The 22467-nt window shown below is 67.4% G+C and carries 22 protein-coding genes and 1 tRNA gene; 14 read left to right on the top strand and 9 right to left on the bottom strand.

The genetic code is table 11. The features are described 5' to 3' along the window. The first annotated feature begins 33 nt into the window (after positions 1–33). From AC3WOH_RS12765 to AC3WOH_RS12780, 4 genes are all read left to right on the top strand, one after another. Positions 34–1782, top strand: a complete 1749-nt coding sequence (locus AC3WOH_RS12765; protein ID WP_492229698.1) for an ABC transporter permease — start codon at positions 34–36, stop codon at positions 1780–1782. A gap of 13 nt (positions 1783–1795) precedes the next feature. Then, positions 1796–2881: an ABC transporter ATP-binding protein gene (locus tag AC3WOH_RS12770; RefSeq protein WP_492229781.1), complete on the top strand. Its 1086-nt coding sequence runs from the start codon at positions 1796–1798 to the stop codon at positions 2879–2881. A 67-nt stretch (positions 2882–2948) separates the two neighbouring features. Next, the gene (locus tag AC3WOH_RS12775; RefSeq protein WP_492229699.1) at positions 2949–3833 is read left to right on the top strand and encodes a LysR family transcriptional regulator; all 885 of its coding nucleotides are present in this window, start codon (positions 2949–2951) and stop codon (positions 3831–3833) included. 89 nt (positions 3834–3922) lie between these two features. Continuing rightward, entirely contained in the window at positions 3923–4984 is a 1062-nt protein-coding gene (locus tag AC3WOH_RS12780; RefSeq protein ID WP_492229700.1) for an aldo/keto reductase, read from the top strand. Positions 4985–5017: 33 nt separating this feature from the next. Here the strand turns inward: AC3WOH_RS12780 and AC3WOH_RS12785 are convergent, their stop codons facing one another. Both AC3WOH_RS12785 and AC3WOH_RS12790 read right to left on the bottom strand, forming a co-directional pair. Further along, on the bottom strand, positions 5018–6445 hold the full coding sequence (locus tag AC3WOH_RS12785; protein ID WP_492229782.1) for a M20 family metallopeptidase: 1428 nt from the start codon (positions 6443–6445) through the stop codon (positions 5018–5020). Positions 6446–6467: 22 nt separating this feature from the next. After that, on the bottom strand, positions 6468–7466 hold the full coding sequence (locus AC3WOH_RS12790) for a Bug family tripartite tricarboxylate transporter substrate binding protein (RefSeq protein WP_492229701.1): 999 nt from the start codon (positions 7464–7466) through the stop codon (positions 6468–6470). A gap of 170 nt (positions 7467–7636) precedes the next feature. On the opposite strand from AC3WOH_RS12790, the gene AC3WOH_RS12795 reads away from it, so the two are divergent. Genes AC3WOH_RS12795 through plsY form a run of 3 tightly spaced genes read left to right on the top strand, consistent with a single transcriptional unit; the run spans position 7637 to position 9790 of the window. Continuing rightward, a complete protein-coding gene (locus tag AC3WOH_RS12795; protein WP_492229702.1) occupies positions 7637–8578 on the top strand; it encodes a LysR family transcriptional regulator in 942 nt (313 codons plus the stop codon). Between the two features lie 20 nt (positions 8579–8598). Then, positions 8599–9090, top strand: a complete 492-nt coding sequence (locus AC3WOH_RS12800; RefSeq protein WP_492229703.1) for an aminoacyl-tRNA deacylase — start codon at positions 8599–8601, stop codon at positions 9088–9090. Positions 9091–9136: 46 nt separating this feature from the next. Continuing rightward, on the top strand, positions 9137–9790 hold the full coding sequence (gene plsY / locus AC3WOH_RS12805; protein ID WP_492229704.1) for a glycerol-3-phosphate 1-O-acyltransferase PlsY: 654 nt from the start codon (positions 9137–9139) through the stop codon (positions 9788–9790). Positions 9791–9820: 30 nt separating this feature from the next. Here plsY and AC3WOH_RS12810 read toward each other — a convergent pair whose 3' ends face one another. The 3 genes from AC3WOH_RS12810 to AC3WOH_RS12820 are packed head-to-tail and all read right to left on the bottom strand — an operon-like array spanning position 9821 to position 12028. Then, positions 9821–10849: an HD-GYP domain-containing protein gene (locus AC3WOH_RS12810; RefSeq protein WP_492229705.1), complete on the bottom strand. Its 1029-nt coding sequence runs from the start codon at positions 10847–10849 to the stop codon at positions 9821–9823. A 27-nt stretch (positions 10850–10876) separates the two neighbouring features. Continuing rightward, positions 10877–11530 (bottom strand): retropepsin-like aspartic protease family protein, encoded by a 654-nt coding sequence (locus AC3WOH_RS12815; RefSeq protein WP_492229706.1) that lies wholly within the window; start codon positions 11528–11530, stop codon positions 10877–10879. A gap of 12 nt (positions 11531–11542) precedes the next feature. After that, positions 11543–12028 carry a YajQ family cyclic di-GMP-binding protein gene (locus AC3WOH_RS12820; RefSeq protein ID WP_492229708.1) on the bottom strand — a complete coding sequence of 162 codons (486 nt, stop codon included), beginning with the start codon at positions 12026–12028 and terminating at the stop codon, positions 11543–11545. A gap of 81 nt (positions 12029–12109) precedes the next feature. On the opposite strand from AC3WOH_RS12820, the gene murB reads away from it, so the two are divergent. Beyond that, the gene (gene murB, locus AC3WOH_RS12825; RefSeq protein WP_492229709.1) at positions 12110–13183 is read left to right on the top strand and encodes a UDP-N-acetylmuramate dehydrogenase; all 1074 of its coding nucleotides are present in this window, start codon (positions 12110–12112) and stop codon (positions 13181–13183) included. A 58-nt stretch (positions 13184–13241) separates the two neighbouring features. Here the strand turns inward: murB and argG are convergent, their stop codons facing one another. From argG to AC3WOH_RS12845, 4 genes are all read right to left on the bottom strand, one after another. Further along, the gene (gene argG, locus AC3WOH_RS12830) at positions 13242–14582 is read right to left on the bottom strand and encodes an argininosuccinate synthase (RefSeq protein WP_492229711.1); all 1341 of its coding nucleotides are present in this window, start codon (positions 14580–14582) and stop codon (positions 13242–13244) included. Between the two features lie 23 nt (positions 14583–14605). After that, the gene (gene ppnP / locus AC3WOH_RS12835; protein ID WP_184860930.1) at positions 14606–14923 is read right to left on the bottom strand and encodes a pyrimidine/purine nucleoside phosphorylase; all 318 of its coding nucleotides are present in this window, start codon (positions 14921–14923) and stop codon (positions 14606–14608) included. A 201-nt stretch (positions 14924–15124) separates the two neighbouring features. Continuing rightward, positions 15125–15742: a glycine zipper 2TM domain-containing protein gene (locus tag AC3WOH_RS12840; RefSeq protein WP_184860928.1), complete on the bottom strand. Its 618-nt coding sequence runs from the start codon at positions 15740–15742 to the stop codon at positions 15125–15127. A 146-nt stretch (positions 15743–15888) separates the two neighbouring features. After that, positions 15889–16278, bottom strand: coding sequence for an arsenate reductase (locus tag AC3WOH_RS12845; RefSeq protein WP_492229712.1), 390 nt, complete (start codon positions 16276–16278; stop codon positions 15889–15891). 57 nt (positions 16279–16335) lie between these two features. Here AC3WOH_RS12845 and folC point away from each other — a divergent pair, with 57 nt between their 5' ends. From folC to AC3WOH_RS12875, 6 genes are all read left to right on the top strand, one after another. Then, on the top strand, positions 16336–17664 hold the full coding sequence (gene folC, locus AC3WOH_RS12850) for a bifunctional tetrahydrofolate synthase/dihydrofolate synthase (protein WP_492229713.1): 1329 nt from the start codon (positions 16336–16338) through the stop codon (positions 17662–17664). 24 nt (positions 17665–17688) lie between these two features. Continuing rightward, on the top strand, positions 17689–18600 hold the full coding sequence (locus AC3WOH_RS12855) for an SPOR domain-containing protein (protein ID WP_492229715.1): 912 nt from the start codon (positions 17689–17691) through the stop codon (positions 18598–18600). Between the two features lie 26 nt (positions 18601–18626). Next, on the top strand, positions 18627–19115 hold the full coding sequence (locus AC3WOH_RS12860; protein WP_492229783.1) for a CvpA family protein: 489 nt from the start codon (positions 18627–18629) through the stop codon (positions 19113–19115). Positions 19116–19186: 71 nt separating this feature from the next. Further along, positions 19187–20692 carry an amidophosphoribosyltransferase gene (gene purF, locus AC3WOH_RS12865; protein ID WP_492229716.1) on the top strand — a complete coding sequence of 502 codons (1506 nt, stop codon included), beginning with the start codon at positions 19187–19189 and terminating at the stop codon, positions 20690–20692. A gap of 172 nt (positions 20693–20864) precedes the next feature. Beyond that, positions 20865–22292, top strand: a complete 1428-nt coding sequence (gltX, locus tag AC3WOH_RS12870; protein ID WP_492229717.1) for a glutamate--tRNA ligase — start codon at positions 20865–20867, stop codon at positions 22290–22292. Between the two features lie 100 nt (positions 22293–22392). After that, positions 22393–22465: transfer RNA gene (locus tag AC3WOH_RS12875), tRNA-Ala, on the top strand. The last annotated feature ends 2 nt before the right edge of the window (positions 22466–22467 follow it).

A 22467-nucleotide genomic window follows, 5' to 3' on the forward strand; every position in this document is an offset into this window, starting at 1 on the left:
GGGCGCCCCTTGCGGGCGCCGGGAAGTCCCGCCATGTCCGCTGTCTTTTCCGATCCCGGCGCCGCCGGGCCCGGTGCGGCCCGCCCGCGCCGCCTGCTGCATGCCCTCTCGGGCGTGGGGCCCTGGCTCGCCTTCGGGCTGATCCTGGCCTTTCTCGCGCTGTTCCTGCTGATCCCCGTGGGGCTGGTGGTCTACACCGCCTTCATCAACGAGACCGGTGCGCTCACCATCGGGCACTTCGCCAACTTCTTCGAACAGTCGGTGTTCCGGGAGTCCTTCTTCAACAGCCTGGTGGTGTCGCTGGCCAGCGTGTTCTTCGCGAGCCTGATCGCCGTGCCGCTGGCCTACCTCACGGTGCGCTTCGAGTTCCGCGGGGCGCTCTTGATCCAGACCCTGGGCGTGCTGCCGCTGATCATGCCGCCCTTTGTCGGTGCGGTGGCGCTGCAGCTGATCTTCGGGCGCAACGGCTCGGTGAACCTGCTGCTCAACGAGTACCTGGGCTTCGCCGTGCCCATCATGGACGGGCTGGTGGGCGTGACCTTCGTCGAGAGCATCCACTACTTTCCGTTCATCTTGCTGAACTTGGTGGCCGCCATGCGCAACATCGACGGGGCCATGGAAGAGTCGGCCCTGAACCTGGGGGCGCGTGGCTGGCGGCTGTTTCGCCGCGTGATCTTTCCGCTGGCCATGCCGGGCTACCTGGCGGGTGCGGCCCTGGTCTTCGTGAAGGTGTTCGACGACCTGGGCACGCCGCTGGTGATGGGCGTGACCAACATGCTCGCGCCCCAGGCCTACCTGCGCATCACCTCGGTGGGCATCGACGACCCGCTCGGGTATGTGATCAGCGTGATCATGATCGGCTTCTCGATCCTGGCGCTGTGGATGGCGGCGCGCGTGATGAAGGGCAAGGACTACGCCACCCTGCAAAAGGGCGGCAGCTCGCTGCAGCGCCGGCGCCTGTCCACCTGGGAGTCGGTGCTGGCCTATGGCTGGATAGGGCTCATCCTGCTGGTCACGCTGGCGCCGCACATCGGCATTCTGCTGATGTCGTTCTCCAAGGTGTGGAGCTTCTCGGTGCTGCCCGATGCCTACACGCTGGAGCACTACGCCACGGTGTTCACCGACTCCAAGCAGATGATCGGCAACACGCTGCTCTACTGCTTCATCGCGGCGGGGCTGGACGTGGTGATCGGCACCTCCATTGCCTACCTGATCCTGCGCACCCAGCTGCCGGCACGCCGCTGGCTCGACTACCTGGCCTCGGCTGCGCTGGCCATCCCGGGCCTGGTGCTGGCCATCGGCTACCTGCGCATGTTCAAGGGCGTGAACCTGCCGTTCACCGACACGCCGGTGGTCACCACCTGGGTGCTCATCATGCTGGCCTATGCGGTGCGGCGCCTGCCGTATGCGCTGCGCTCGTGCATGGCAGCGCTGCAGCAGGTGCATGTGTCGCTGGAAGAGGCGGCGCAGAGCCTGGGGGCATCGCGCCTGTCCACCATCCGCCGCGTGATGGTGCCGCTGATGATGGGCGGCATCCTCGCGGGCTTCGTCACCAGCTTCATCACGGCGGCGGTGGAGCTGTCGGCCACCATCTTGCTGGCCTCGGCCCAGAGCCAGGCACCCATGAGCTACGGCATCTACCTGTACATGCAAAGCATCTCGGGCCGCGGGCCGGGGGCCGCACTGGGCGTGCTGGCTGTGCTGGTGGTGGGGTTGGGCACGTATTTCTCGCACCGCTTCGTGGAGCGTTCGCGCACCACGGTGCAGGCCAAACAGGGGTGAGCATTCCATGCATCTGAACAAAGTCTCTCTCGAAGCCCGGCACATCAGCCTGAGCTATGGCAGCACCGAGGTGCTGCGCGACGTGAACCTGCGCATCGAGCCCGGCGAGTTCTTCGCGCTGCTCGGCCCTTCGGGCTCGGGCAAGTCCACCCTGCTGCGGCTGATCGCGGGCTTCAACCAGCACCAGCGCGGTGAGCTGCTGGTGGACGGGCAGGACATCACCGGCACGCCGCCGCACGCGCGCAACGTCGGCATGGTGTTCCAGAACTACGCGCTGTGGCCGCACATGACGGTGTGGGACAACGTGGCCTTCGGCCTGGTGGAGCGGCGCGAGACCCGGGACGCCATCCGCCGCAAGGTGGGCGCCGTGCTGGAGCTGGTGGGTCTGGCCGACTATGCGCAGCGCCGACCCGGGCAGCTTTCGGGCGGCCAGCAGCAGCGCGTGGCACTGGCGCGCACGGTGGTGATCGAGCCCAAGCTCTTGCTGCTGGACGAGCCCCTGTCCAACCTGGACAAGCAGCTGCGCGTGCAGATGCGCGAGGAGCTCAAGAACCTGCAGCGCAAGCTGGGCCTGACCACCATCTTCGTCACGCACGACCAGGAGGAGGCCATGACCACGGCCGACCGCATGGCCGTGCTGGACAAGGGCATCCTGCAGCAGGTGGGGGCCGCGACGGGGCTCTACGACTTTCCTGTCAACCGTTTTGTGGCGGGCTTCGTGGGCACGGCCAACCTGCTCGAAGGCGAGGTGGTGTCGGTGGGCGGCGAGACGCTGGTCTTCAGCGTGCAGGGCCTGGGCCAACTCACGCTGCCCCGGCCGACCGAGCCGCCGGCCGTGGGGGCGGCGGCGCTGGCATTTCGCCCGCACCAGGTGAGCATCCGCGTGCGCGACGAGCAGGTCGATGCCTCGCGCCTGTGGCTGAGCGGGCGGGTGGAGAGCGCCGAGTTCCTGGGCGAGTTCTCGCGCTACCGGGTGCGCGTGGGTGAGGTGGCCCTGGTCACCGACCAGCCGCACTATGCGGGCCTGGCCATGTTCGCGCCGGGCGCCGAGGTGCGCCTGGGCATCGAGCCCACACAGGTGCGCTTTCTTGATCGCTGACCACGCCACAATGCAGCGTGATGATTGAAACCCCCTTCCTTGGCTTCTTCTCCGTGGCCTGACCGGCATGGAGATCTACCAACTGCGTGCCTTCGTCACGGCGGCCAAGCTGGGCAATGTGACGCGCACGGCCGAGGCCCTGCACCTGACGCAGCCGGCCATCACCGCCCAGATCAAGGCGCTGGAAGAGGAACTGGGCGTGGCCCTGTTCGACCGGCGGCCCGGCCGCATCAGCCTGACCCGGGCCGGTGAAACCCTGTTGCCCGAGGCCGAGACAGTGCTCACAGCCGCCGGCCACCTGCTGGGCAAGGCGCGCGATCTGCAGGGCGAGGTCACGGGCACGCTGACCCTGGGCACCGTGGCCGACCCCGACACCTTGCGCCTGGGCTCGCTGCTGGGTGCCCTGGTGCGCAGCCTGCCGCTCCTGGAGATCCGCACGCGCAATGGCGCGGCCGAGGAGTTGCGTGAGCAGGTCGCGGCCGGCCTGCTGCAGGGCGCCTTCTACATCGGCCCCAGCATCCCGCGCGAGGTGGCCGGGCTGGCCTTGCAGACCATCCATTACCGCATTGCCGGGCCGGCCAGCCAGGCGGCGCAGGTGCTGCATGCGGGCTGGCGCGACATTGCGGCCATGCCCTGGATCGGTGCGCCGCCGCTGCACCATGTGCAGACGCTGATGCGCGACATGTTTGCGCGCCAGGGGCTCACGCCGCACCAGGTGATCGAGTCCGACGAGGTTTCGCTGCCGCAAAGCCTGGTGCGCGCCGGCGTGGGCCTGTCGCTGCTGCGCGAGGACGTGGCCCTGCCCGCCAGCGAGCGTGGCGAGGTGGTGATCTGGCCCCATGCCCGGGTCGGGGCGCTGCTGAGCTTCATCTACCCCCGCGCGGCCGAGCACGACCCGGCCACCGTGGCCACGCTGCAGCTGCTGCGCACGGTGTGGGGGCTCTCCGGGTAAGACCCGTCCTTATTCGGCGGCGGCAGAAGCTCATGCCAGCAGAGTTTGCTGGCAACCCGTAAACTGCGCGGCTTGCCAACGGAGTCCGCATGAAAACCATCCAGCTCGGCCAGAGCGATCTGCACGTCACCCCCATTTGCCTGGGCACCATGACCTTTGGTGAACAGGTCAACGCATCCGATTCCCACGACATCCTTGCCCGCTCGCTGGCAGGGGGCGTGAACTTCATCGACACCGCCGAGATGTACTCCGTGCCCGCCAAGGCCGAGACCTTCGGCGCCACCGAGACCATCATCGGCAACTGGTTCGCCAAGAACCCCGGCGCGCGTGAAAAGCTGGTGGTGGCCACCAAGGTGGCCGGCCCTTCGCGCGGCATGCCCTGGGTGCGCGAAGGCAAGGGCATGGCGCCTGCCGACATCGTGGCATCGTGCGAAGGCAGCCTGCGCCGCCTGCAGACCGATGTGATCGATCTCTACCAGATCCACTGGCCCGAGCGCCATGTGCCGGCCTTCGGCGCCATGTACTATGACCCGGCCAAGGAAACCTCGCAGACCCCCATCCATGAGCAGCTCGAGGCACTGGCCGGCCTGGTCAAGGCGGGCAAGGTGCGCTATATCGGCCTGTCGAACGAGACGCCCTATGGCGTGCACGAATTCGTGCGCCTGGCCGAGCAGCATGGCCTGCCGCGCGTGGCCACGGTGCAGAACCCGTACTGCCTGGTCAACCGCACCTGGGAAAACGGGCTGGACGAGACCTGCCACCGCCTGAACGTGTCGCTCCTGGCCTACTCACCCCTGGCCTTCGGCCTGCTGACCGGCAAGTACGACGAGAGCGGCACCACCGGCCCTGATGCCCCCAAGGGTGCGCGCATCTCCTCGTACGAATCGGTGCGCAAGCAGCGCTGGGGCCGTCCCGAGTCGCTGGAGGCTGCGCGCCGCTACAACGCGCTGGCGCGCGCCAATGGCCTCACGCCCACGCAACTGGCGCTGGCCTTCTGCTACACCAAGTGGCAGGTGGCCAGCACCATCATCGGCGTGACCTCGGTGGCGCAGCTCGACGAGGACCTGAACGCCTGGGGCACGACGCTATCGCCCGAGGTGCTCAAGGCCATCGACGCCATCCGCCACGAATTGCGCGACCCGGCGCTGTGACGGACGGGTGACGGCCCGGCCGTCACCAGGTCTTCAGGCTGCGCTGGCTTCGGCGGCCAGCGCGCCTTCCTTCCACGGCACGCCCGCGGGCTCGCCCAGGTCCCAGAACAGGCCAGCCATCACGGCCAGGCCTTCGCGGGCCACGCTGGCCAGCAGGTGCTCGTTGGGCGCGTGCTGGGCGCAGGCCGGGTACGAATGGGGTACCCACAGCGTGGGCAGGTTCAGGTCGTCGGCAAAGATGTCGTTGGGCAACGAGCCTGCCAGGTTGGGCAGCAAGGTGGCGGGTGCGCCCGCGCTGTGCTGCATCGAGGCCAGCGCCCAGTCCACCCAGGGGTTGTGCAGGTCCAGGCGCGTGGCGCCGCACTGCATGCCCAGCTCGATCTCCACCTCGGCAAAGCCGTGTGCATCGAGGTGCGCGCGCACGGTGTCCTTCAGGTTGCGCCAGTCCGTGCCCACCACGAAGCGCAATTGGCAGTGCGCCATGGCACTGGAGGGAATGGCGTTGACGGGCCGTGCGGGCGAGCCCGCGCCCAGTGCCAGCACTTCCAGTGTGTTCCAGCCCACCAGTTGCTCGCCTGGTGTCAGGCCGGGCTCGCCCCAGCCCGGGGTCAGGGCCGGGTCGTCGGCGCCGCCGCCGATCACCACGTCCTTCATGGCGGTGCGCAGCTTCTCGGGCAGGGGCGGGGGCAGCAGGCCGGGCACCAGCATGCGGCCATGGTCGTCCACCATGCTGGCCACTGCATGGGCCAGCACCGTGGCCGGGTTGGACAGCACGCCGCCCCAGTTGCCCGAGTGGTAGGCCTTGGGCCGGCTGTTTACCTTGAGCGAAAAGTTGATGGCGCCGCGCGAACCCAGGAACAGCGTGGGCCGCGCCGCATTCACGCGCGGGCCATCGCTGGCGATGAAGAGGTCGGCGCGCAGGGCCTCGCGCTGCTGCTGGCAGAAGGCGGCCAGGCCCGGTGAGCCGGCCTCTTCGCCCATTTCCATGAGCAGGGTCACGTTGTAGCCCAGGCGCCCCTGGCGCGCGGCGATGGCCTGGGCCAGGGCCGTGAGCACCACCGTGTGCTGGCCCTTGTTGTCGGCCGTGCCGCGGCCGTACCAGCGCTCGCCCTCGATCTTCAGTTCCCAGGGCGACAGGCCTTCGCGCCAGTTGGCGTCCTGGCCGTTGACCACGTCGCCGTGGCCGTAGGTCAGCACCGTGGGCAGCTCGGGCGACTCCACGCGGCGCGCCAGCAGCACCGGGCCGCCGCGTGGGTCGGGGTTGTCCAGCACCTCGCAGGCAAAGCCCAGGGGTTCGAGGCCGGGCACGATCTCTTCGGCCAGGTACTGGCGCAGGGCCGGGGCGCCGGGCTGGCCGGTGTCGCTCTCGGTGCGCCAGGCCACGCGGCGGCGCAGGTCGGCTTCGAAGCGGCCGGCATCGAAGTGCTGGTGCACGCTGGCGAGCAGTTGCTCACGGTTCATCGTCGTCGTTGTCATATTGTCTTCACTCCACAATGATCTTGGCGCGGTGGGCCAGGGCGCGGTAGCGCACGATTTCCTCGTCGATCACGGTCCGCGTGGCCACGGGGCCCAGGTGCACGGGCTCCATGCCCTGGGCGCGCATCTGCTCCTGGATCGCGGGGTCGCGCGTGACGGCCTCCACCTCGGTCACGAGCCGGCGTATCACGGGTTGCGGCGTGCGCGCCGGTGCGGCAATCGCATACCAGGCATCGAATGCGGCGGCGGGCAGCTTGAGTTCTTCGACCGTGGGCACGCCCGGCAGCATGGTCGAACGCGCCTTGCCCGCAATGGCCAGGGCGCGCAGCTTGCCGGCGCGGATCTGCGGGGCGGCGGCCGCCACGGTGTCGATGCCCAGCTGGATCTCGCCGCCGATCAGTGCCATCAGCGATTGGCTGCTGCCGCGGTAGGGCACGTCCTGCAGCTGGATGCCGGCGGCCTGCTCCAGCAGCGCCCCGGCCAGGTGCGGGCCTGAGCCCGAGCCGAAGGTGGCGTAGTGGATGGTCTTGGGCGCGGCCTTGGCGGCGGCGACCAGGGCGTTGAGGTCCTTGTAGGGCGCATTGGCGCTCACCACCATGACCAGCGGCGCGCGCGCCACGGTGGCCACGGGCACCAGATCGGCGGCCGGGTCGTAGGGTAGCTTGGCGCGCAGCGCCGGGTTGACCGAATAGCTGGTGGAGCCCGACACCAGCAGCGTGTAGCCGTCGGCCTTGGCACGTACCACGGCCTCGGTGCCGATGATGGTGGAGGCACCGGGCTTGTTGTCCACCACCACGGGTGTGCCCAGGCGCGTGCCGAGCTTCTGGCCCAGGGCGCGGGCCACGGCGTCGGTGCCGCCGCCGGGTGGGAAGGGCACGACCAGGCGCACGCTCTGGCCGGGGTCGGGCCAGGCGTCCTTGGCGGCGGTGGCGCTCTGCGCATGGGCCAGGCCGCAGGCGGCGGCGAGGGCGACCATCAGCAAGGGAACTCGAAGGCGTTGTGTCATGGGGGCTCCAGGGTAGGGCGCCGGGCTGCGCAGCACAAGGGCGGGCGCAGCGGCAGGGCGATGGGTTGATTGGAGCCTCGATGCACGCAAGATCGATGCTGGTTTACCATTGCTATCGATAGAGAATTAGCACCAAGGCATTGCCTTAAAGGCAATGGAAAAGCCCACCCATGCCCCTGTCCCTGCTGAGCTTGCCCCTGCGCTACTTTCTGGAAGTGGCGCGCACCGGTTCGGTCAACCAGGCCGCACAGCGCCTGCATGTGGCGGCATCGGCCGTGAGCCGGCAGCTCGCCAAGCTGGAGGATTCGCTGGGCGTGGTGCTGTTCGAACGCCAGACGCGTGGCATGCGCCTGACGACGGCGGGTGAACGCCTGCTGGCCCATGCGGGTGCGCATGCGCAGGAGTCCGCCCAATTGGTGGAGCAACTGCAGGGCCTGGCCGAGCAGGAGGCGCGGCGCGTGCGGCTGGCCTGCACGGAGGGGTTTGCGGCCGGCTTCATGCCCCTGGTGATGGCCCAGTTCCGCGAAATGCACCCCGAGGTGGAGCTGCAATTGCATGTGGGCGTGCCCGAAGAGGTGTCCGCGCAGGTGCTGCGCGGCGATGCGGATCTGGCCCTCAAGTACAGCGTGGCGCCCGAGAAGGGCCTGGCGGTGCTGCACTCGGCCATCGCGCCGGTGTTCGCGATCACTGTGGCCGGCCATCCGCTCGCGCAGCAGCGCAGCGTGAGCGTGGCCGATGTGGTGCGCTACCCGCTGCTGCTGGGCACGGCCGGCATCACCGGGCGCCAATTGTTCGACCTGTCGTGCACGCTGCAGGGCCTGCGCTACACGCCGGCCGTGGTGAGCAATTTTTCATCGGCCCTGCTGCCGCTGCTGGGGCCGCGCGACGTGGCGCTGGCCAGCTACCTCACGGCCGCGCGCTGGGTGGAGGAGGGCGTGCTCGCGGCCCGCCCGTTCGAAGACGTCCAGTTGCAGCAGCGCCGCCTGCAGGTGCTGGCGCTCGACGGGCGCGTGCAGCCGGCGCTGGTGCAGGAATTCACTGGCGTGCTGGTGGCCGCCATCGGGCAGTACGGCAAGCGCAAGGTGGGGCGGCGCAAGCGGGTCACCTCCTGAATGGGTACCATCGGTGCGCCATGGCCAAGAAAGAACACGTCTCCGAAACCCCTGCCACCCAGTTGCTCAAGGCCCGCAAGGTGGCCTTCACCGAGCACCCCTATGAATACCTGGAGCATGGCGGTGCCCTGCACAGCGCCGAGGTGCTGGGGCTCGACCCTTTCACCGTGGTCAAGACCCTGGTGATGCAGGACCAGAACGCCAAGCCCCTGATCGTGCTGATGCACGGCAACCGCAAGGTTTCGACCAAGAACCTGGCGCGCCAGATCGGTGCCAAGTCGGTCGAGCCCTGCGCGCCCGAGGTCGCCAACCGCCACAGCGGCTACCTGGTGGGCGGCACTTCGCCCTTTGGCACGCGGCGCGAGATGCCGGTCTACATCGAGGGCAGCATCCTCGAGTTGCCGCGCATCGCCATCAATGGCGGGCGGCGCGGCTTCCTGGTGCAGATCGACCCCCAGGTCTGCGTGCAGCTGCTCGGAGCCCGGACGGTGCACTGCGCGCTGGCAGAATAGCGGGCCTGGGTACCTGCGAGTACCCGCCCCATCCAAAGGAACTGTCTTGAACGCCGTGTACCCCCTGATTGCCACCGTGGCTGCGTATCTGCTCGGCTCGCTGTCGTTTGCCGTGATCGTGACGCGCGCCATGGGCATGCGCGACCCGCGCACCTATGGCAGCAAGAACCCCGGCGCCACCAATGTGCTGCGCTCGGGCAGCAAGGTGGCAGCCATCGTCACCCTGCTGCTGGACGCGGTGAAGGGCTGGCTGCCCGTGGCATTGGTGGCCTGGTTCGGCAAGCCCTATGGGATGGAAGAGGGCACCATGGCCCTGGTGGGGCTGGCGGCCTTCCTGGGGCACCTGTGGCCGGTGTTCTTCCGCTTCGAAGGCGGCAAGGGCGTGGCCACGGCGCTCGGTGTGCTGCTGGGGGTGAGCGTCTGGCTGGGCCTGGCCGCGGCGCTTACCTGGGTGATCATCGCCTTCTTTTTCCGCTACTCGTCGCTGGCTTCGCTCGCGGCGGCCTTGTTCGCGCCCATGTACTACCTGCTGGCCGATGGCGCGGTCTGGAATGCCGACAACCGCATTGCCGCCGCCATCGTGGTGATGGGCCTGCTATTGGCCTGGCGCCACAAGGAGAACATCAAGCGCCTGCTCGAAGGCAAGGAGTCGCGCCTGGGGGGCAGCAAGACGGCCAAGGCCAAGGGAGCGAAGGGCTGAGCCCCCGGGCTGGCCCATTGACCGCTGGTATCAGCGCGCCCCGAGCGCTGCGGGCGCAGTGATAAGTGAACGCATGCCCGAGATGCGCTGTGCCGCATACAGGCCCAGGCGCACCATGGTGCGGTGGTTGAGCTCCACCTTGACGGCAGAGCGGGCCATGGCCGACTGGATGCGCGGCTTGCCGCTGGCCGTCTGGTACAGGTTGGGCAGGTTCTGCTGCTGGCCCACCGGGTCGAGCAGGCTGGCCACCAGGGGGTAGTTGGCCTTTTCGCTGCGGCGCAGCACGATGGCCACCTCGCCGTTGTCCAGGCGCACGAAGGTGCCCGGCGGGCACAGGCCGATGGAACGCACGAGCGTGTAGCTCACCTCGTCGCGCTGGTCCACCTCCTGGCCCACGATGGCGCGCACCGAATCGGTGGCGCTGCGCCCCGCGCGTGACTTGCGCGGGCTGATCATGGCCGCGTAGCGGTCGATGGTGCCCAGGATGCGCGTCAGGCGGTCCGGGGGATCTTGCTGGGCCAGGGGGACCTGGTCGGCCATGTTGGTATGGTGCTGGCCCACGACGTCCAGCCACAGCTGGTCGTTCACGAACAGGCGCTCCAGCAGCGCCTGGCTCTCCTCGGGGTGGCTGCGGATGGCTTCCTGCTGGGCGCTGCTGGGGCGTTCGCGCTGCTCGGCCAGCTCGTCCTGCAGAGCGGTCATGCCGATGTTCATGGTGAGCGCGGCGCGCACCAGGCTGTCGCGCTCGCCGGGCTCCAGGCGCAGGTCCTGCGCCATGATGTGGCACAGGGTGCCGCAGACCAGCGCGTGCGCCGCGCTGTAGCCCACCGACGAGGTGGCAGCGAGCTGGAACATGAGGTACAGCGCCGCATCGATGTCATGCGCCACCAGTTCCTGCAACCACAGGTCGAAGCTGCGCACCTTGCCCGGAAAGTCCTGCACCTGCAGCGGCTTGGACAACAGCACCGACAGGCCCGACTCCAGGTCCGACCACAGGCCGAGCAGGTCTTCGTACTCGCCTTCGGGCGGGCTGTTGCTGGGCAGGGCGATGGCGTTCATGGTGGTGCGTGCGTCGTGCCTGGGTGTTCAGTGGCGCTTCTCCAGCACCATCTGGTCGTTGTTGCGGGTCATCTGGAACTGGGTCAGAAAGCTGTTGCCCAGCAGCACGAAGGGCATGCCCTCGGGTGTGATGACTGCCATCACGCCCAGCACTTCCACGTCTCCCAGGCGCACGGAATTGAGGCGCACACGCCAGCCAACGGCCGAGCCGTTGGCCGTGCTCATGACCACCTTCTGGTTGTCGTCGACCTTGATGCCCATGCGGTCTGCATCGGGCTTGCCGATGGCGACCACCGATGCGCCGGTGTCGACCATGTACTTCATGGGCTTGCCGTTGATGGTGCCGGTGTTGATGAAATGCCCCTGGTTGTCGGCCATGAGGACGATGCGCTTGCCGCTGCCGCTGGATCCGAGCGCGACGGGCGATTCACCCAGCCGCAGCTGACGGCGGGCGCCCTGGACTTCCACAGTGGCCTCGTCGCGGGTCACGGACAGCACCTTCACGCCCTGGTGCGTCTCCCCGGGGCCTACGGCGCGTGGCTCCCCTCCATCGACCACGAGCAGGGCCTTGCTCCCCAGCATGCCGGCCAGGGCGATGGACTTGCCGGACGACTGCGCCGCGAGTGGCCAGGCAAGGCAGGCGGCAGCGGCGAAGGAGAGGACGGAACGCAGTGGGCGCATGGTCAGGGCGCTTCAGTCGCGGAAGTTGTCGAAGGACAGCGGCGTGTCCGTCACGTCCTTGCGGATCAGCGCCATGGCGGCCTGCAGGTCGTCGCGCTTGGCGCCGGTCACGCGCACCTTGTCCTCCTGGATGGCGGCCTGCACCTTGAGCTTGCTTTCCTTCAGCAGCTTCTGGATCTTCTTGGCCAGTTCGCTCTCGATGCCATTCTTGACCTTGATGACCTGCTTGACCTTGTCGCCGCCCATCTTCTGCACATCGCCCATGTCGAGGAAGCGCACGTCCACGTTGCGCTTGGTGAGCTTGTTGCGCAGCACGTCCTCGATCTGGGTGAGCTGGAAGTCGGCGTCGCCGATCAGCGTGATCTCCTTGTCCTTGATCTCGATGCTGGCGGAGGTGCCCTTGAAATCGAAGCGGGTTCCGATCTCCTTGGCGGTGTTTTCTACGCCGTTTTTCACTTCGACCAGGTTGGCTTCGCAGACGGTATCAAAAGATGGCATGGTGGTGGCTCTCTGTCTATCTATCTCGGGAATACGGGTTTCGCCCCAATGCCCGCAGGCGTGGGTGCGACAATCGGGCCAATGGTAGTCGAGAAAAACGTCCCTTTGCAGCCCTGCAATACCTTCGGCATTGCGGCGCGCGCCCAGACCCTGGTGCGCGTGCATGCTGCCGATGATATTGCGGCCTTCCTGGCCGATAAAGAACTGTCTGGCGGCCCGGTCTTCGTGTTGGGCGGCGGCAGCAACATCATCCTGACCGGCGATGTGCGCCCCGTAGTGCTCAAGATGGAGATCAAGGGCCTGCGCCTGGTCGAGGAAACCCCCCGGGCCTTCATCGTCGAGGCCGGCGCTGGCGAAGTCTGGCACGACTGCGTGACCTGGACGTTGGAGCAGGGCTACCCGGGCCTGGAAAACCTGGCGATGATCCCCGGTACCGTGGGCGCATCGCCGGTGCAGAACATCGGCGCCTATGGCGTGGAACTGCAGGACCGCTTTGACTCGCTGGATGCCATCGACCTGGCCACGGGCGAGCGTTTCACGCTCGATGCCGCGCAGTGCGCCTTCGGCTACCGCGACTCGGTGTTCAAGCATGTACCCTCGCAGCCCGTGGTGGCCGGTGGCCTGCCGCGCGGCATGGGCCTGGCCGGGCGTGCGGTGATCACGCATGTGCGCTTTCGCCTGCCACGCCCGTGGAAGCCGGTGCTGGGCTACCTGGACCTGGAGCGGCGCCGCGCCGAGGCCGGCGTGGCAGAACCCAGCCCCCGGCAGATCTTCGACTGGGTCTGTGACATCCGCAGGAACAAGCTGCCCGACCCGGCCGTGGTGGGCAATGCCGGCAGCTTCTTCAAGAACCCCACGGTCTCGCCCGAGCAGTGTGCCGACATCATCGCGCGCGACCCCAAGATCGTGCACTACCCCATGCCCGACGGCAGCATCAAGCTGGCCGCCGGCTGGCTCATCGACGCCTGCGGCTGGAAGGGCAAGTCCATCGGCAAGGCGGGTGTCTATGAAAAGCAGGCCCTGGTGCTGGTCAACCGCGGCCGTGGCGAGCAGAGCGTCACCGGCGGCGAAGTCATGACCCTGGCCAAGGCCATCCAGACCAGTGTGTACGAGCGCTTCGGCATCCGGCTGGAGCCCGAGCCCGTGGTCGTGTAGCCGCCCTGAAAAAGAAAAGCCACCCGAGGGTGGCTCTCCTGTCGAAGCGCTGCGGGGGTTATTCGCTGCGCTCGTCGTTCAGTTGGGCCAGCGCAGCATTGCCACCCAGCGACAGCAGGCCGGCGCGCGAGTACACGCCCAGCTTGGCGCGCGTGTCCACGATGTCCAGGTTGCGCATGGTCAGCTGGCCGATGCGGTCGGCAGGCGAGAACGGCGCGTCTTCCACCTTTTCCATGCTCAGGCGCTCGGGCGCGTAGGTCAGGTTGGGCGATTCGGTGTTGAGCAGCGAATAGTCGTTGCCGCGGCGCAGTTCCACGGTCACCGTGCCGGTGATGGCGCGGGCCACCCAGCGCTGGGCGGTTTCGCGCAGCATGATGGCCTGCGGGTCGAACCAGCGGCCCTGGTAGAGCAGGCGGCCGAGCTTCAGGCCATTCATGCGGTACTGCTCGATCGTGTCCTCGTTGTGGATGCCGGTCACCAGGCGCTCGTAGGCGATGTGCAGCAGCGCCAGGCCGGGGGCCTCGTAGATGCCGCGACTCTTGGCCTCGATGATGCGGTTCTCGATCTGGTCGCTCATGCCCAGGCCATGGCGGCCACCGATGCGGTTGGCTTCCATGATCAGGGCCACGGGGTCGCTGAACTCCACGCCGTTGATGGCCACGGGCTGGCCTTCCTCGAAGCGCACCGAGACTTCCTCGGCCTTCACCTGCACGTCGTCCTTCCAGAACGCCACGCCCATGATGGGGTTGACGATGCGGATGCCGCTGTTCAGGAACTCCAGGTCCTTGGCTTCGTGCGTGGCACCCAGCATGTTGCTGTCGGTGCTGTAGGCCTTCTCGGCGCTCATCTTGTAGCCGAAGCCTTCCTTGGTCATGAAGGCCGACATCTCGGCGCGGCCGCCCAGCTCGTCGATGAACAACTGGTCCAGCCAGGGCTTGTAGATCTTGAGCGAGGGGTTGGTGAGCAGGCCGTAGCGGTAGAAGCGCTCGATGTCGTTGCCCTTGAAGGTCGAGCCGTCGCCCCAGATGTGGACGTCGTCTTCCTTCATGGCGGCCACGAGCATGGTGCCCGTGACGGCGCGGCCCAGCGGCGTGGTGTTGAAGTAGGTGATGCCGGCGGTGCTGATGTGGAAGGCGCCGGCCTGCAGGGCGGCAATGCCTTCGTGCGCCAGCTGCGTGCGGCAGTCCACCAGGCGGGCCTTCTCGGCGCCGTACTCCATGGCCTTCTTGGGGATTGCGTCGTAGTCGGGCTCGTCGGGCTGGCCCAGGTTGGCCGTGTAGGCGTAGGGCACGGCGCCCTTGTTCTTCATCCAGCGCAGTGCGGCGCTGGTGTCGAGGCCGCCGGAGAAGGCGATGCCGACCTTCTGGTTGACGGGCAGGTTCTGGAGGATGGTGGCCATGGCGGTCAGGACTTTCTCAGGGCTCAGCCGAAGTGGCAGATGTAGTGGTAGGCGCTGGCCACGCGGATCTCGAACTTGGAGTTGCCGGGCACGCTGAATTTCTCGCCCGCGCCGGACTTGACCCAGGTGTCGGTGCCGTCGAGCTTGTACTCGCACTCGCCGCCCACGCATTCCATGATCTCGGGCGCGCCGGTGTTGAAGGTCAGCGAGGCGGGCAGCACCACGCCCACCGACTTCTTCGTGCCATCGGGGAAGGTGATGTTGTGGCTCACGCACTTGCCGTCAAAGTACACATTGGCCTGGGTGGTGACGGACACGCCGTCGATTTTTTCGGTGGTCATGGATGCGCGTTGGTTAGAGGGAAACCCCTGATTTTAGGCCAGCGTATCGGCGCTGCCGCGCCGGGCAAAAAAAAGAGCCCCGAAGGGCTCTTTGAAGACTGGACGCATGGAGGCGGGCAGCCGTCAACGGCAATGGTCACTGGGCCGGCAGCGTGCGCATGCCACCGGCTGCCTGGGCTGCCCGCCCGAGCCCCGCGGCTCTTAGCGCCAGTAGGGATTGCGCGGGTGGTGGTAGGAGCGGTCGTAGCCGTACTCGATCACCGTGACCGGGGGCGTCACATACGTGGGTGCCGGGTAGGTCGAGGTGACCACGCCAGGCTGGGCATAGCCCTGCTGGTAGGCGGGCTCCGTGGAGTAGGTCTGGCCGGGTTGCACGCTCACGGGGATCCAGCGGCCCGGGTCGTACTGCGTGCGCGTGGTGTACTGGCGGCCCGCGTACTCGTAGACCACGTTGTAGCCCACGGTGCGGTTCTCGTAGTAGGTCTGGTTGTGGCAGCGCTGCACGTTTTCGTACTGCGGCTGGCCGCCTTCGATGTTGTTGCCCAGCACGGCGCCACCGATCACGCCCAATGCCGTGGCGGCGGCCCGGCCGCTGCCCTTGCCGATCTGGTTGCCCACGGCACCGCCGGCGATGGCGCCCAGCACGGCGCCGCCGCCCGAGGTGCGGTTGCCGCTGTACACGGTTTCGTTGTTGCACACCTGCTGGGGCACGGCCACCTGCTGGACGATGGGGGTGGACGAGAGCACGCGGCCCTGTTCCTGGGCGGTGGCCAGGGTGGCGACGGCAACCATGGCGGAAAAAATGGCGATCTTTTTCATGGAGAAACTCCTTTCAGGTCGGTACATAACGCACCAGACTGTTGAAAAGTTTAGGCCTGGCGGGTCAAAACCGGGTGGGCAGGCCGTAAAACTGCGTAAAGATTTGTGCAATATCTCCGGTTTCCAGCGGTGGGATCCCGGTGATCTCAGGGGTTGGAGCCGCTGTTTCGCCATTCGTTCCAGGTTTCGGGTGCAAAACCGACCGAAATCCGGGTGCTGCCGCCCGCATTCCACTCCACCACGGGACGCTTGACCACGCTGGGCTGGGCCTGCAGCAGGGCGCTGGCGCTGGCATCGTCCTGGACGGCGGCCTGGGTGTCCGCGTCGAGCTTGCGCCAGGTCGTGCCCTGGCGGTTGACCAGCCTGTCCCGGCCCACGGCGGCCAGCCAGCCGGGCAGGCGGTCCGCCGGGACGCCCTGTTTCTTGAAATCGTGGAACACGTAGTCCAGGCCCTGGTCGGTGAACCAGGTGCGGGCTTTCTTCACGGTGTCGCAGTTAGGGATGCCGTAGAGGGTGATGGTGCTGGGGCTTGTCATGGGTAATACGGATTCAGGAGGTGTGCAACCGCAGGCTCGGCGACAATCGCGGGCAGTATGGACACGAATAATATCGACACCCTGGACGGCTGGCTGCAGCATTGCGAGCGCCTGCATCCGCACAACATCGACATGGGCCTGGAGCGGGTCAGCGAAGTGGCCCGGCGCATGGCGCTGCGCTTCGACTGCCCGGTGATCACCGTGGCGGGCACCAATGGCAAGGGCTCCACCTGCGCCATGCTGGAGGCCGTGGGCCTGCAGTCCGGCTACCGCACGGGCGTGTACACCTCGCCCCACCTGGTGCATTTTGAAGAACGCTGCCGCGTGCACGGCGAGATCGTGGCTGCCGCCGACCTGGTGTCGCACTTCGCGGCCGTGGAGGCCGCCCGCGTGCAGGGTGGCGAGGCGATCTCGCTGACCTATTTCGAATTCAGCACCCTGGCCATCCTGCGCCTCATGAGCCAATCGCGCCTGGACCTGGCGATCCTGGAGGTGGGCCTGGGCGGGCGGCTCGATGCCACCAACATCATCGATGCCGATTGCGCCATCATCACCAGCATCGACATCGACCACACCGAATTCCTGGGCAAGGACCGCGAAAGCATCGGCCGCGAGAAGGCCGGCATCATGCGCGCCGGACGTCCGGCAATCGTGAGCGACCCCATGGCGCCGCAGAGCGTGGTGGACCATGCCGCGGCCATCGGGGCCGACCTGTGGCTGTCGGGCCGGGATTTCAATGTCTCGGGCGACAAACAGCAGTGGAGCTGGGCCGGGCGCGGCCGCCGCTATGCCGGCCTGGCCTACCCCTCGCTGCGCGGCGCCAACCAGTTGGTGAACGCCGCTGGCGTGCTGGCGGCGTTCGAGGCGCTGCGCGATCGCATTCCCGTCACGGCCCAGGCCGTGCGCACCGGCATGGCCATGGTGGAGCTGCCCGGGCGCTTCCAGATCGTGCCGGGCGAGCCCACGCTGGTGCTGGACGTGGCGCACAACCCGCATTCGGTGGCGGCCCTCACGGCCAACCTCGATGCGATGGGCTTTTTCCCCACCACCCATGCGGTGTTCGGCGCCATGGCCGACAAGGACCTGGCGACCATGCTCGCCAAGGTGGGCACGCTGGTGGACCGCTGGTATTTCACCAACCTGCCCACGCCGCGGGCGGAGACCGGGGCCTCGCTGCAGCAGAAGTGGAACGCCCTGCAGATGGTCGCTGGCGGGCGCCGCGAGGTGGCCACCAGCGTGCACCAAGACCCCCAGCAGGCACTGCAGGCTGCGGTGGCTGCCGCAGCCCCGGCTGATAGAATCGTGGTCTTTGGCTCGTTCTACACGGTGGGCGGGGTATTGATCAACGGCACCCCCCGCCTGCACGCCAAACATCTGGGTGCGTGAGCACCCCGCACGAGTCGCAACTCCATGGCATTTTTCAAGTTTCGGTGGCCCGGTCAGAGTGAATCCGCCGCACCGGCCGACAAGCCGGCTGCCAAGCGCTCGCGCGCGGCGCCCCCGGCCGAAAGCATCGAAGCGATGCGCCGGCGTGCGCGCCACCGCCTGATCGGTGCCGCCGTGCTGGTGGCCCTGGGCGTGGTGGGCTTTCCGCTGCTGTTCGATACCCAGCCGCGCCCCATCGCGGTGGACATTCCCATCGAGATCCCGGACCGCAACAAGACCGCGCCCGTGGTTGTGCCTGCGCCCGCACCGGCTGCTGCCCAGGCCCCTGTGGCCGCGCCGGCGCCTGCGGCCGTGGCGCGCCAGGCTGCGCCGGCACCGCAGCCCATGGGCCGCACGGCAGCGGGCCAGGGCAATGCCGGCAATGGCCTGAGCGAGGGCGAGGAGATCATCTCCAGCCCCAAACCCGCGCCGGCGCCCAAGCCGCCCGTGGTGGCGGCCGCACCCAAGCCCGATCCCGCGCCCAAGCCGGAGCACAAACCTGAACCCAGGCCGGAGCCCCGGGTCGCCGCGGCAACGCCGGTTCCAGCCCCAGCGCCTGGGGCCCCGCCAGCACGCGCCAACGACGAGGCCGCCCGCGCCCGCGCCCTGCTGGAGGGCCGCACGGCGGCACCGGCCGTGGCCGCCGCTGCCTCGGCCGGTGCCGAAGAGAGCCGCTTCATCGTGCAGGTGGGCGCCTTTGCCGATGCCGAGAAGGCCCGCGAGGCGCGCACCAAGGTGGAGCGCTCCGGCCTCAAGACCTTTGTGCAGGTGGTGGATACCAAGGATGGCAAGCGCACCCGGGTGCGCGTGGGCCCCTTCAACAACCGGGCCGATGCGGACAAGGCCGCCGGCAAGATCCGCGCGCTGGAACTCTCGGCCTCGGTGCTGACGCTCTGATGCCGGAGCAGGTTGCTGCGCCGTTGATGGCGGCGCTGGACTGGATTTTCGTGGCCGTGCTGCTGGCTTCCATGCTGCTGGGGGCTTGGCGCGGCCTGGTGTACGAGGTGATGTCCCTGGTGGGATGGGTGGTGGCCTTCTTTGTGGCGCAGTGGCTGGCCGGCGATGTGGCCGCACTGCTGCCCATGGGCGAGCCGGAAAGCAGTCTGCGCTATGCCGCAGGGTTCGCGCTGGTGTTCATCGGCGCGGTCTTTGCGTGGGGCTTTCTGGCCTGGCTGGCCAAGAAGCTGGTGGAATCCATCGGCCTGCGCCCGGTGGACCGCACGCTCGGGGCGGCCTTCGGTGTGCTGCGGGGGCTGGTGCTGCTGCTGGCCGTGGCCGTGGTGGCCCGGCTCACGCCGCTGCACGAAGCCGCCTGGTGGCAGGAGTCGCGGGGGGCGCCGGTATTGGCCCAGGTGCTGGAGGGGTTGAAACCGGTGCTTCCGGAAGAATTTACAAGGCACTTGCCTTCGTGATACGCAGTGGCCAGAAGCCGCTGTTGTTGGTGTGTAGCGGGGATGTTCCCGCAAACGGATGGAAACGAACTATGTGTGGAATCGTTGGCGTCGTCAGTACAACGCCCGTCAATCAGTTGATCTATGACGCCTTGCTGCTGCTGCAGCACCGGGGCCAGGATGCCGCCGGCATCGTGACCCAGCAGGGCCGCAAGTTCTTCATGCACAAGGCCAAGGGCATGGTGCGCGACGTGTTCCGCACGCGCAACATGCGGGCCTTGCCGGGCAATGTGGGCCTGGGCCAGGTGCGCTACCCCACGGCCGGCAATGCCTACAGCGAGGAAGAGGCCCAGCCTTTCTACGTGAACGCGCCCTTCGGCATCGTGCTGGTGCACAACGGCAACCTGACCAATGCCCAGACGCTGCGCACGGAGCTGTTCCAGACCGACCACCGCCACACCAACACCGAGAGCGATTCGGAAGTGCTGCTCAACGTGTTCGCGCACGAACTGGAACGCGCCACGGCCGGCGTGCCGTTGAGCCCCGACGATGTCTTCAAGGCCGTGCGCGCCGTGCACAAGCGCATCAAGGGCTCGTACGCCGTGATCGCGCTGATCGCTGGCCATGGCCTGCTGGCCTTCCGCGACCCGCATGGCATTCGCCCGCTTGCGATCGGCCGCGGCGCCGATGGCACCGTGATGGTGGGCAGCGAGTCGGTGGCGCTGGAGGGCACCTCGCACGTGTTCGAGCGCAATATCGATCCCGGCGAAGCCGTTTTCATCACGCTCGACGGCACCGTGCATTCGGCCCAGTGCGCCGACAACCCGCAGCTCAACCCCTGCATCTTCGAATTCGTGTACCTGGCCCGCCCCGACTCGGTGCTGGACGGCATCTCGGTCTACCAGGCCCGCCTGAACCTGGGCGAGGCCCTGGCCAAGCGCGTGGTCTCCACCGTGCCGCCCAACGAGATCGACGTGATCATTCCCATCCCCGAGTCGAGCCGTCCCAGCGCCACGCAGCTGGCGCACCTGCTGGGCGTGCCGTACCGCGAAGGCTTCGTGAAGAACCGCTACGTGGGCCGCACCTTCATCATGCCGGGCCAGGGCGTGCGCAAGAAGTCCGTGCGCCAGAAGCTCAATGTGATCGCCAGCGAGTTCAAGGGCCGCAACGTGCTGCTGGTGGACGATTCCATCGTGCGCGGCACGACCTCGCGCGAGATCGTGCAGATGGCGCGTGATGCCGGCGCCCGCAACGTTTACCTGGCCAGCGCTGCGCCACCCGTGCGCTACCCCAACGTGTACGGCATCGACATGCCCACCAGCAGCGAGCTGGTGGCCCATGGCCGCACGGTGGAAGAAATCCGCCAGGTCATCGGCTGCGACGCGCTGATCTACCAGGACGTGGATGGCATGAAGAAGGCCGTGGGCTCACTCAACAAGGCCATCGTCGGCTTCGACGCCTCGTGCTTCGATGGCACCTACGTCACGGGTGACATCACGGCCGACGAGATCGCACGCCTGAACGAAGGCCGCGTGGGCGTGGAAGAGAACGAGGAAGACACCTCGCGCCTGGCCCTGCCCAACGCGCAGGACGCGTAAAGGCCGGCCCTGTCGAGGGCTGGCATGTTGCATTCGTGGGCGCGCCGTTCATTCGGGGCGCCCATGCCGCTTCAGGGCCGACACGCCGGCCAGTGGCCCGGCTACTTATCATTATTGGCGTTGATGCCGCCTTCGCCCCCAGCAGGGCAGGGCGGCCCACCTAGCAAGACCTATGACCGACCAGAACAACACCTCCACCCCCGCCGGCCGCGTGCGCACCCGCTTTGCGCCATCGCCCACCGGCTTCATCCATCTGGGCAACATCCGCTCGGCCCTGTACCCCTGGGCGTTTGCGCGTGCCATGGGCGGCGACTTCATCCTGCGCATCGAGGACACCGATGTGGAGCGCTCCAGCCAGGTGGCGGTGGACGTGATCCTGGAAAGCATGGAATGGCTGAGCATGCAGCCCGACGAGGGCCCGTTCTACCAGATGCAGCGCATGGACCGCTACCGCTCCGTGCTTGAAGAGCTCAAGGCCACGGGCCTGGTCTACCCTTGCTACATGAGCATCGCCGAACTCGATGCCCTGCGTGAAAAGCAGATGGCCGCCAAGGAAAAGCCGCGCTACGACGGCACGTGGCGCCCCGAGCCTGGCAAGACCCTGCCGGCCATCCCCGAAGGCGTGCAGCCCGTGCTGCGCTTCAAGAACCCGCAGGGCGGCGTGGTCGCCTGGGACGACAAGGTCAAGGGCCGCATCGAGATCAGCAACGACGAACTCGACGACCTGGTGATCGCGCGCCCCGACGGTACGCCCACCTACAACTTCTGCGTGGTAGTGGACGATATCGACATGGCCATCACCCACGTGATCCGCGGCGACGACCATGTGAACAACACGCCGCGCCAGATCAACATCTTCCGTGCCCTGGGCAAGGAACCCCCGGTGTACGCTCACCTGCCCACCGTGCTCAACGAGCAGGGCGAGAAGATGAGCAAGCGCAACGGCGCCAAGCCCGTGACGCAGTACCGCGATGAAGGCTACCTGCCCGACGCCATGGTCAATTACCTGGCCCGCCTGGGCTGGAGCCACGGCGACGACGAGATCTTCAGCCGCGCGCAGTTCCTCAAGTGGTTCAACCTCGACCACCTGGGGCGCAGCGCCGCGCAGTTCGACGAGGCCAAGCTGCGCTGGGTCAATGCCCAGCACTTGAAGGCCATGGACGACGAGGCCCTGGCCGCCCTGGTCTCGGCCCAGCTGCAAAAGCGCGGCCTGGCTGCAGCCGACCTGGCCGATGGCCGCCTGCCGCGCATCTGCGCATTGTTCAAGGACCGCTGCGACACCACCGTGGCCTTAGCCGACTGGGCCCAGGTGTTCTATGGTGACGTGACGCCCAACGAGGCGGAGCTGGCCCAGCATGTGACCGATGCCATCAAGCCCGCCATCGCCGCGCTGTCCGAAGCGCTGGCCACCTGTGAGTGGAACAAGGCGGCGATCAGCGCTGCGTTCAAGCAGGTGCTGGCTGCGCACGGCCTGAAGATGCCCCAACTGGCCATGCCCGTGCGCGTGCTGACGGTGGGTACGGCCCATACGCCATCGGTCGATGCGGTGCTCGAATTGCTTGGACGCGAAAAAATTCGCGTTCGTTTGCAAAACGGCTAAAAACCTGTCTATAATTTGAGTCTCTGATGAAGACGACATACACAGTGTGAATGAAGTCGACAAAGGGCAGTTTGGGAAGGTATTTCCAGCTGCATCAAGTGGGGGTATAGCTCAGCTGGGAGAGCGCTTGCATGGCATGCAAGAGGTCATCGGTTCGATCCCGTTTACCTCCACC

The sequence above is a fragment of the Acidovorax sp. FW305-C-20-28 genome, assembly GCF_058783375.1.

Excerpts from the sequence above, each read along its gene's own strand:
- AC3WOH_RS12765 (WP_492229698.1), top strand. The coding sequence starts at position 34 with ATGTCCGCTGTCTTTTCCGATCCCGGCGCCGCCGGGCCCGGTGCGGCC.
- AC3WOH_RS12775 (WP_492229699.1), top strand. The coding sequence starts at position 2,949 with ATGGAGATCTACCAACTGCGTGCCTTCGTCACGGCGGCCAAGCTGGGC.
- AC3WOH_RS12780 (WP_492229700.1), top strand. The coding sequence starts at position 3,923 with ATGAAAACCATCCAGCTCGGCCAGAGCGATCTGCACGTCACCCCCATT.
- AC3WOH_RS12785 (WP_492229782.1), bottom strand. The coding sequence starts at position 6,445 with ATGAACCGTGAGCAACTGCTCGCCAGCGTGCACCAGCACTTCGATGCC.
- AC3WOH_RS12790 (WP_492229701.1), bottom strand. The coding sequence starts at position 7,466 with ATGACACAACGCCTTCGAGTTCCCTTGCTGATGGTCGCCCTCGCCGCC.
- AC3WOH_RS12795 (WP_492229702.1), top strand. The coding sequence starts at position 7,637 with ATGCCCCTGTCCCTGCTGAGCTTGCCCCTGCGCTACTTTCTGGAAGTG.
- AC3WOH_RS12800 (WP_492229703.1), top strand. The coding sequence starts at position 8,599 with ATGGCCAAGAAAGAACACGTCTCCGAAACCCCTGCCACCCAGTTGCTC.
- AC3WOH_RS12810 (WP_492229705.1), bottom strand. The coding sequence starts at position 10,849 with ATGAACGCCATCGCCCTGCCCAGCAACAGCCCGCCCGAAGGCGAGTAC.
- AC3WOH_RS12815 (WP_492229706.1), bottom strand. The coding sequence starts at position 11,530 with ATGCGCCCACTGCGTTCCGTCCTCTCCTTCGCCGCTGCCGCCTGCCTT.
- AC3WOH_RS12820 (WP_492229708.1), bottom strand. The coding sequence starts at position 12,028 with ATGCCATCTTTTGATACCGTCTGCGAAGCCAACCTGGTCGAAGTGAAA.
- murB (WP_492229709.1), top strand. The coding sequence starts at position 12,110 with ATGGTAGTCGAGAAAAACGTCCCTTTGCAGCCCTGCAATACCTTCGGC.
- argG (WP_492229711.1), bottom strand. The coding sequence starts at position 14,582 with ATGGCCACCATCCTCCAGAACCTGCCCGTCAACCAGAAGGTCGGCATC.
- ppnP (WP_184860930.1), bottom strand. The coding sequence starts at position 14,923 with ATGACCACCGAAAAAATCGACGGCGTGTCCGTCACCACCCAGGCCAAT.
- AC3WOH_RS12840 (WP_184860928.1), bottom strand. The coding sequence starts at position 15,742 with ATGAAAAAGATCGCCATTTTTTCCGCCATGGTTGCCGTCGCCACCCTG.
- AC3WOH_RS12845 (WP_492229712.1), bottom strand. The coding sequence starts at position 16,278 with ATGACAAGCCCCAGCACCATCACCCTCTACGGCATCCCTAACTGCGAC.
- folC (WP_492229713.1), top strand. The coding sequence starts at position 16,336 with ATGGACACGAATAATATCGACACCCTGGACGGCTGGCTGCAGCATTGC.
- AC3WOH_RS12855 (WP_492229715.1), top strand. The coding sequence starts at position 17,689 with ATGGCATTTTTCAAGTTTCGGTGGCCCGGTCAGAGTGAATCCGCCGCA.
- AC3WOH_RS12860 (WP_492229783.1), top strand. The coding sequence starts at position 18,627 with ATGGCGGCGCTGGACTGGATTTTCGTGGCCGTGCTGCTGGCTTCCATG.
- purF (WP_492229716.1), top strand. The coding sequence starts at position 19,187 with ATGTGTGGAATCGTTGGCGTCGTCAGTACAACGCCCGTCAATCAGTTG.
- gltX (WP_492229717.1), top strand. The coding sequence starts at position 20,865 with ATGACCGACCAGAACAACACCTCCACCCCCGCCGGCCGCGTGCGCACC.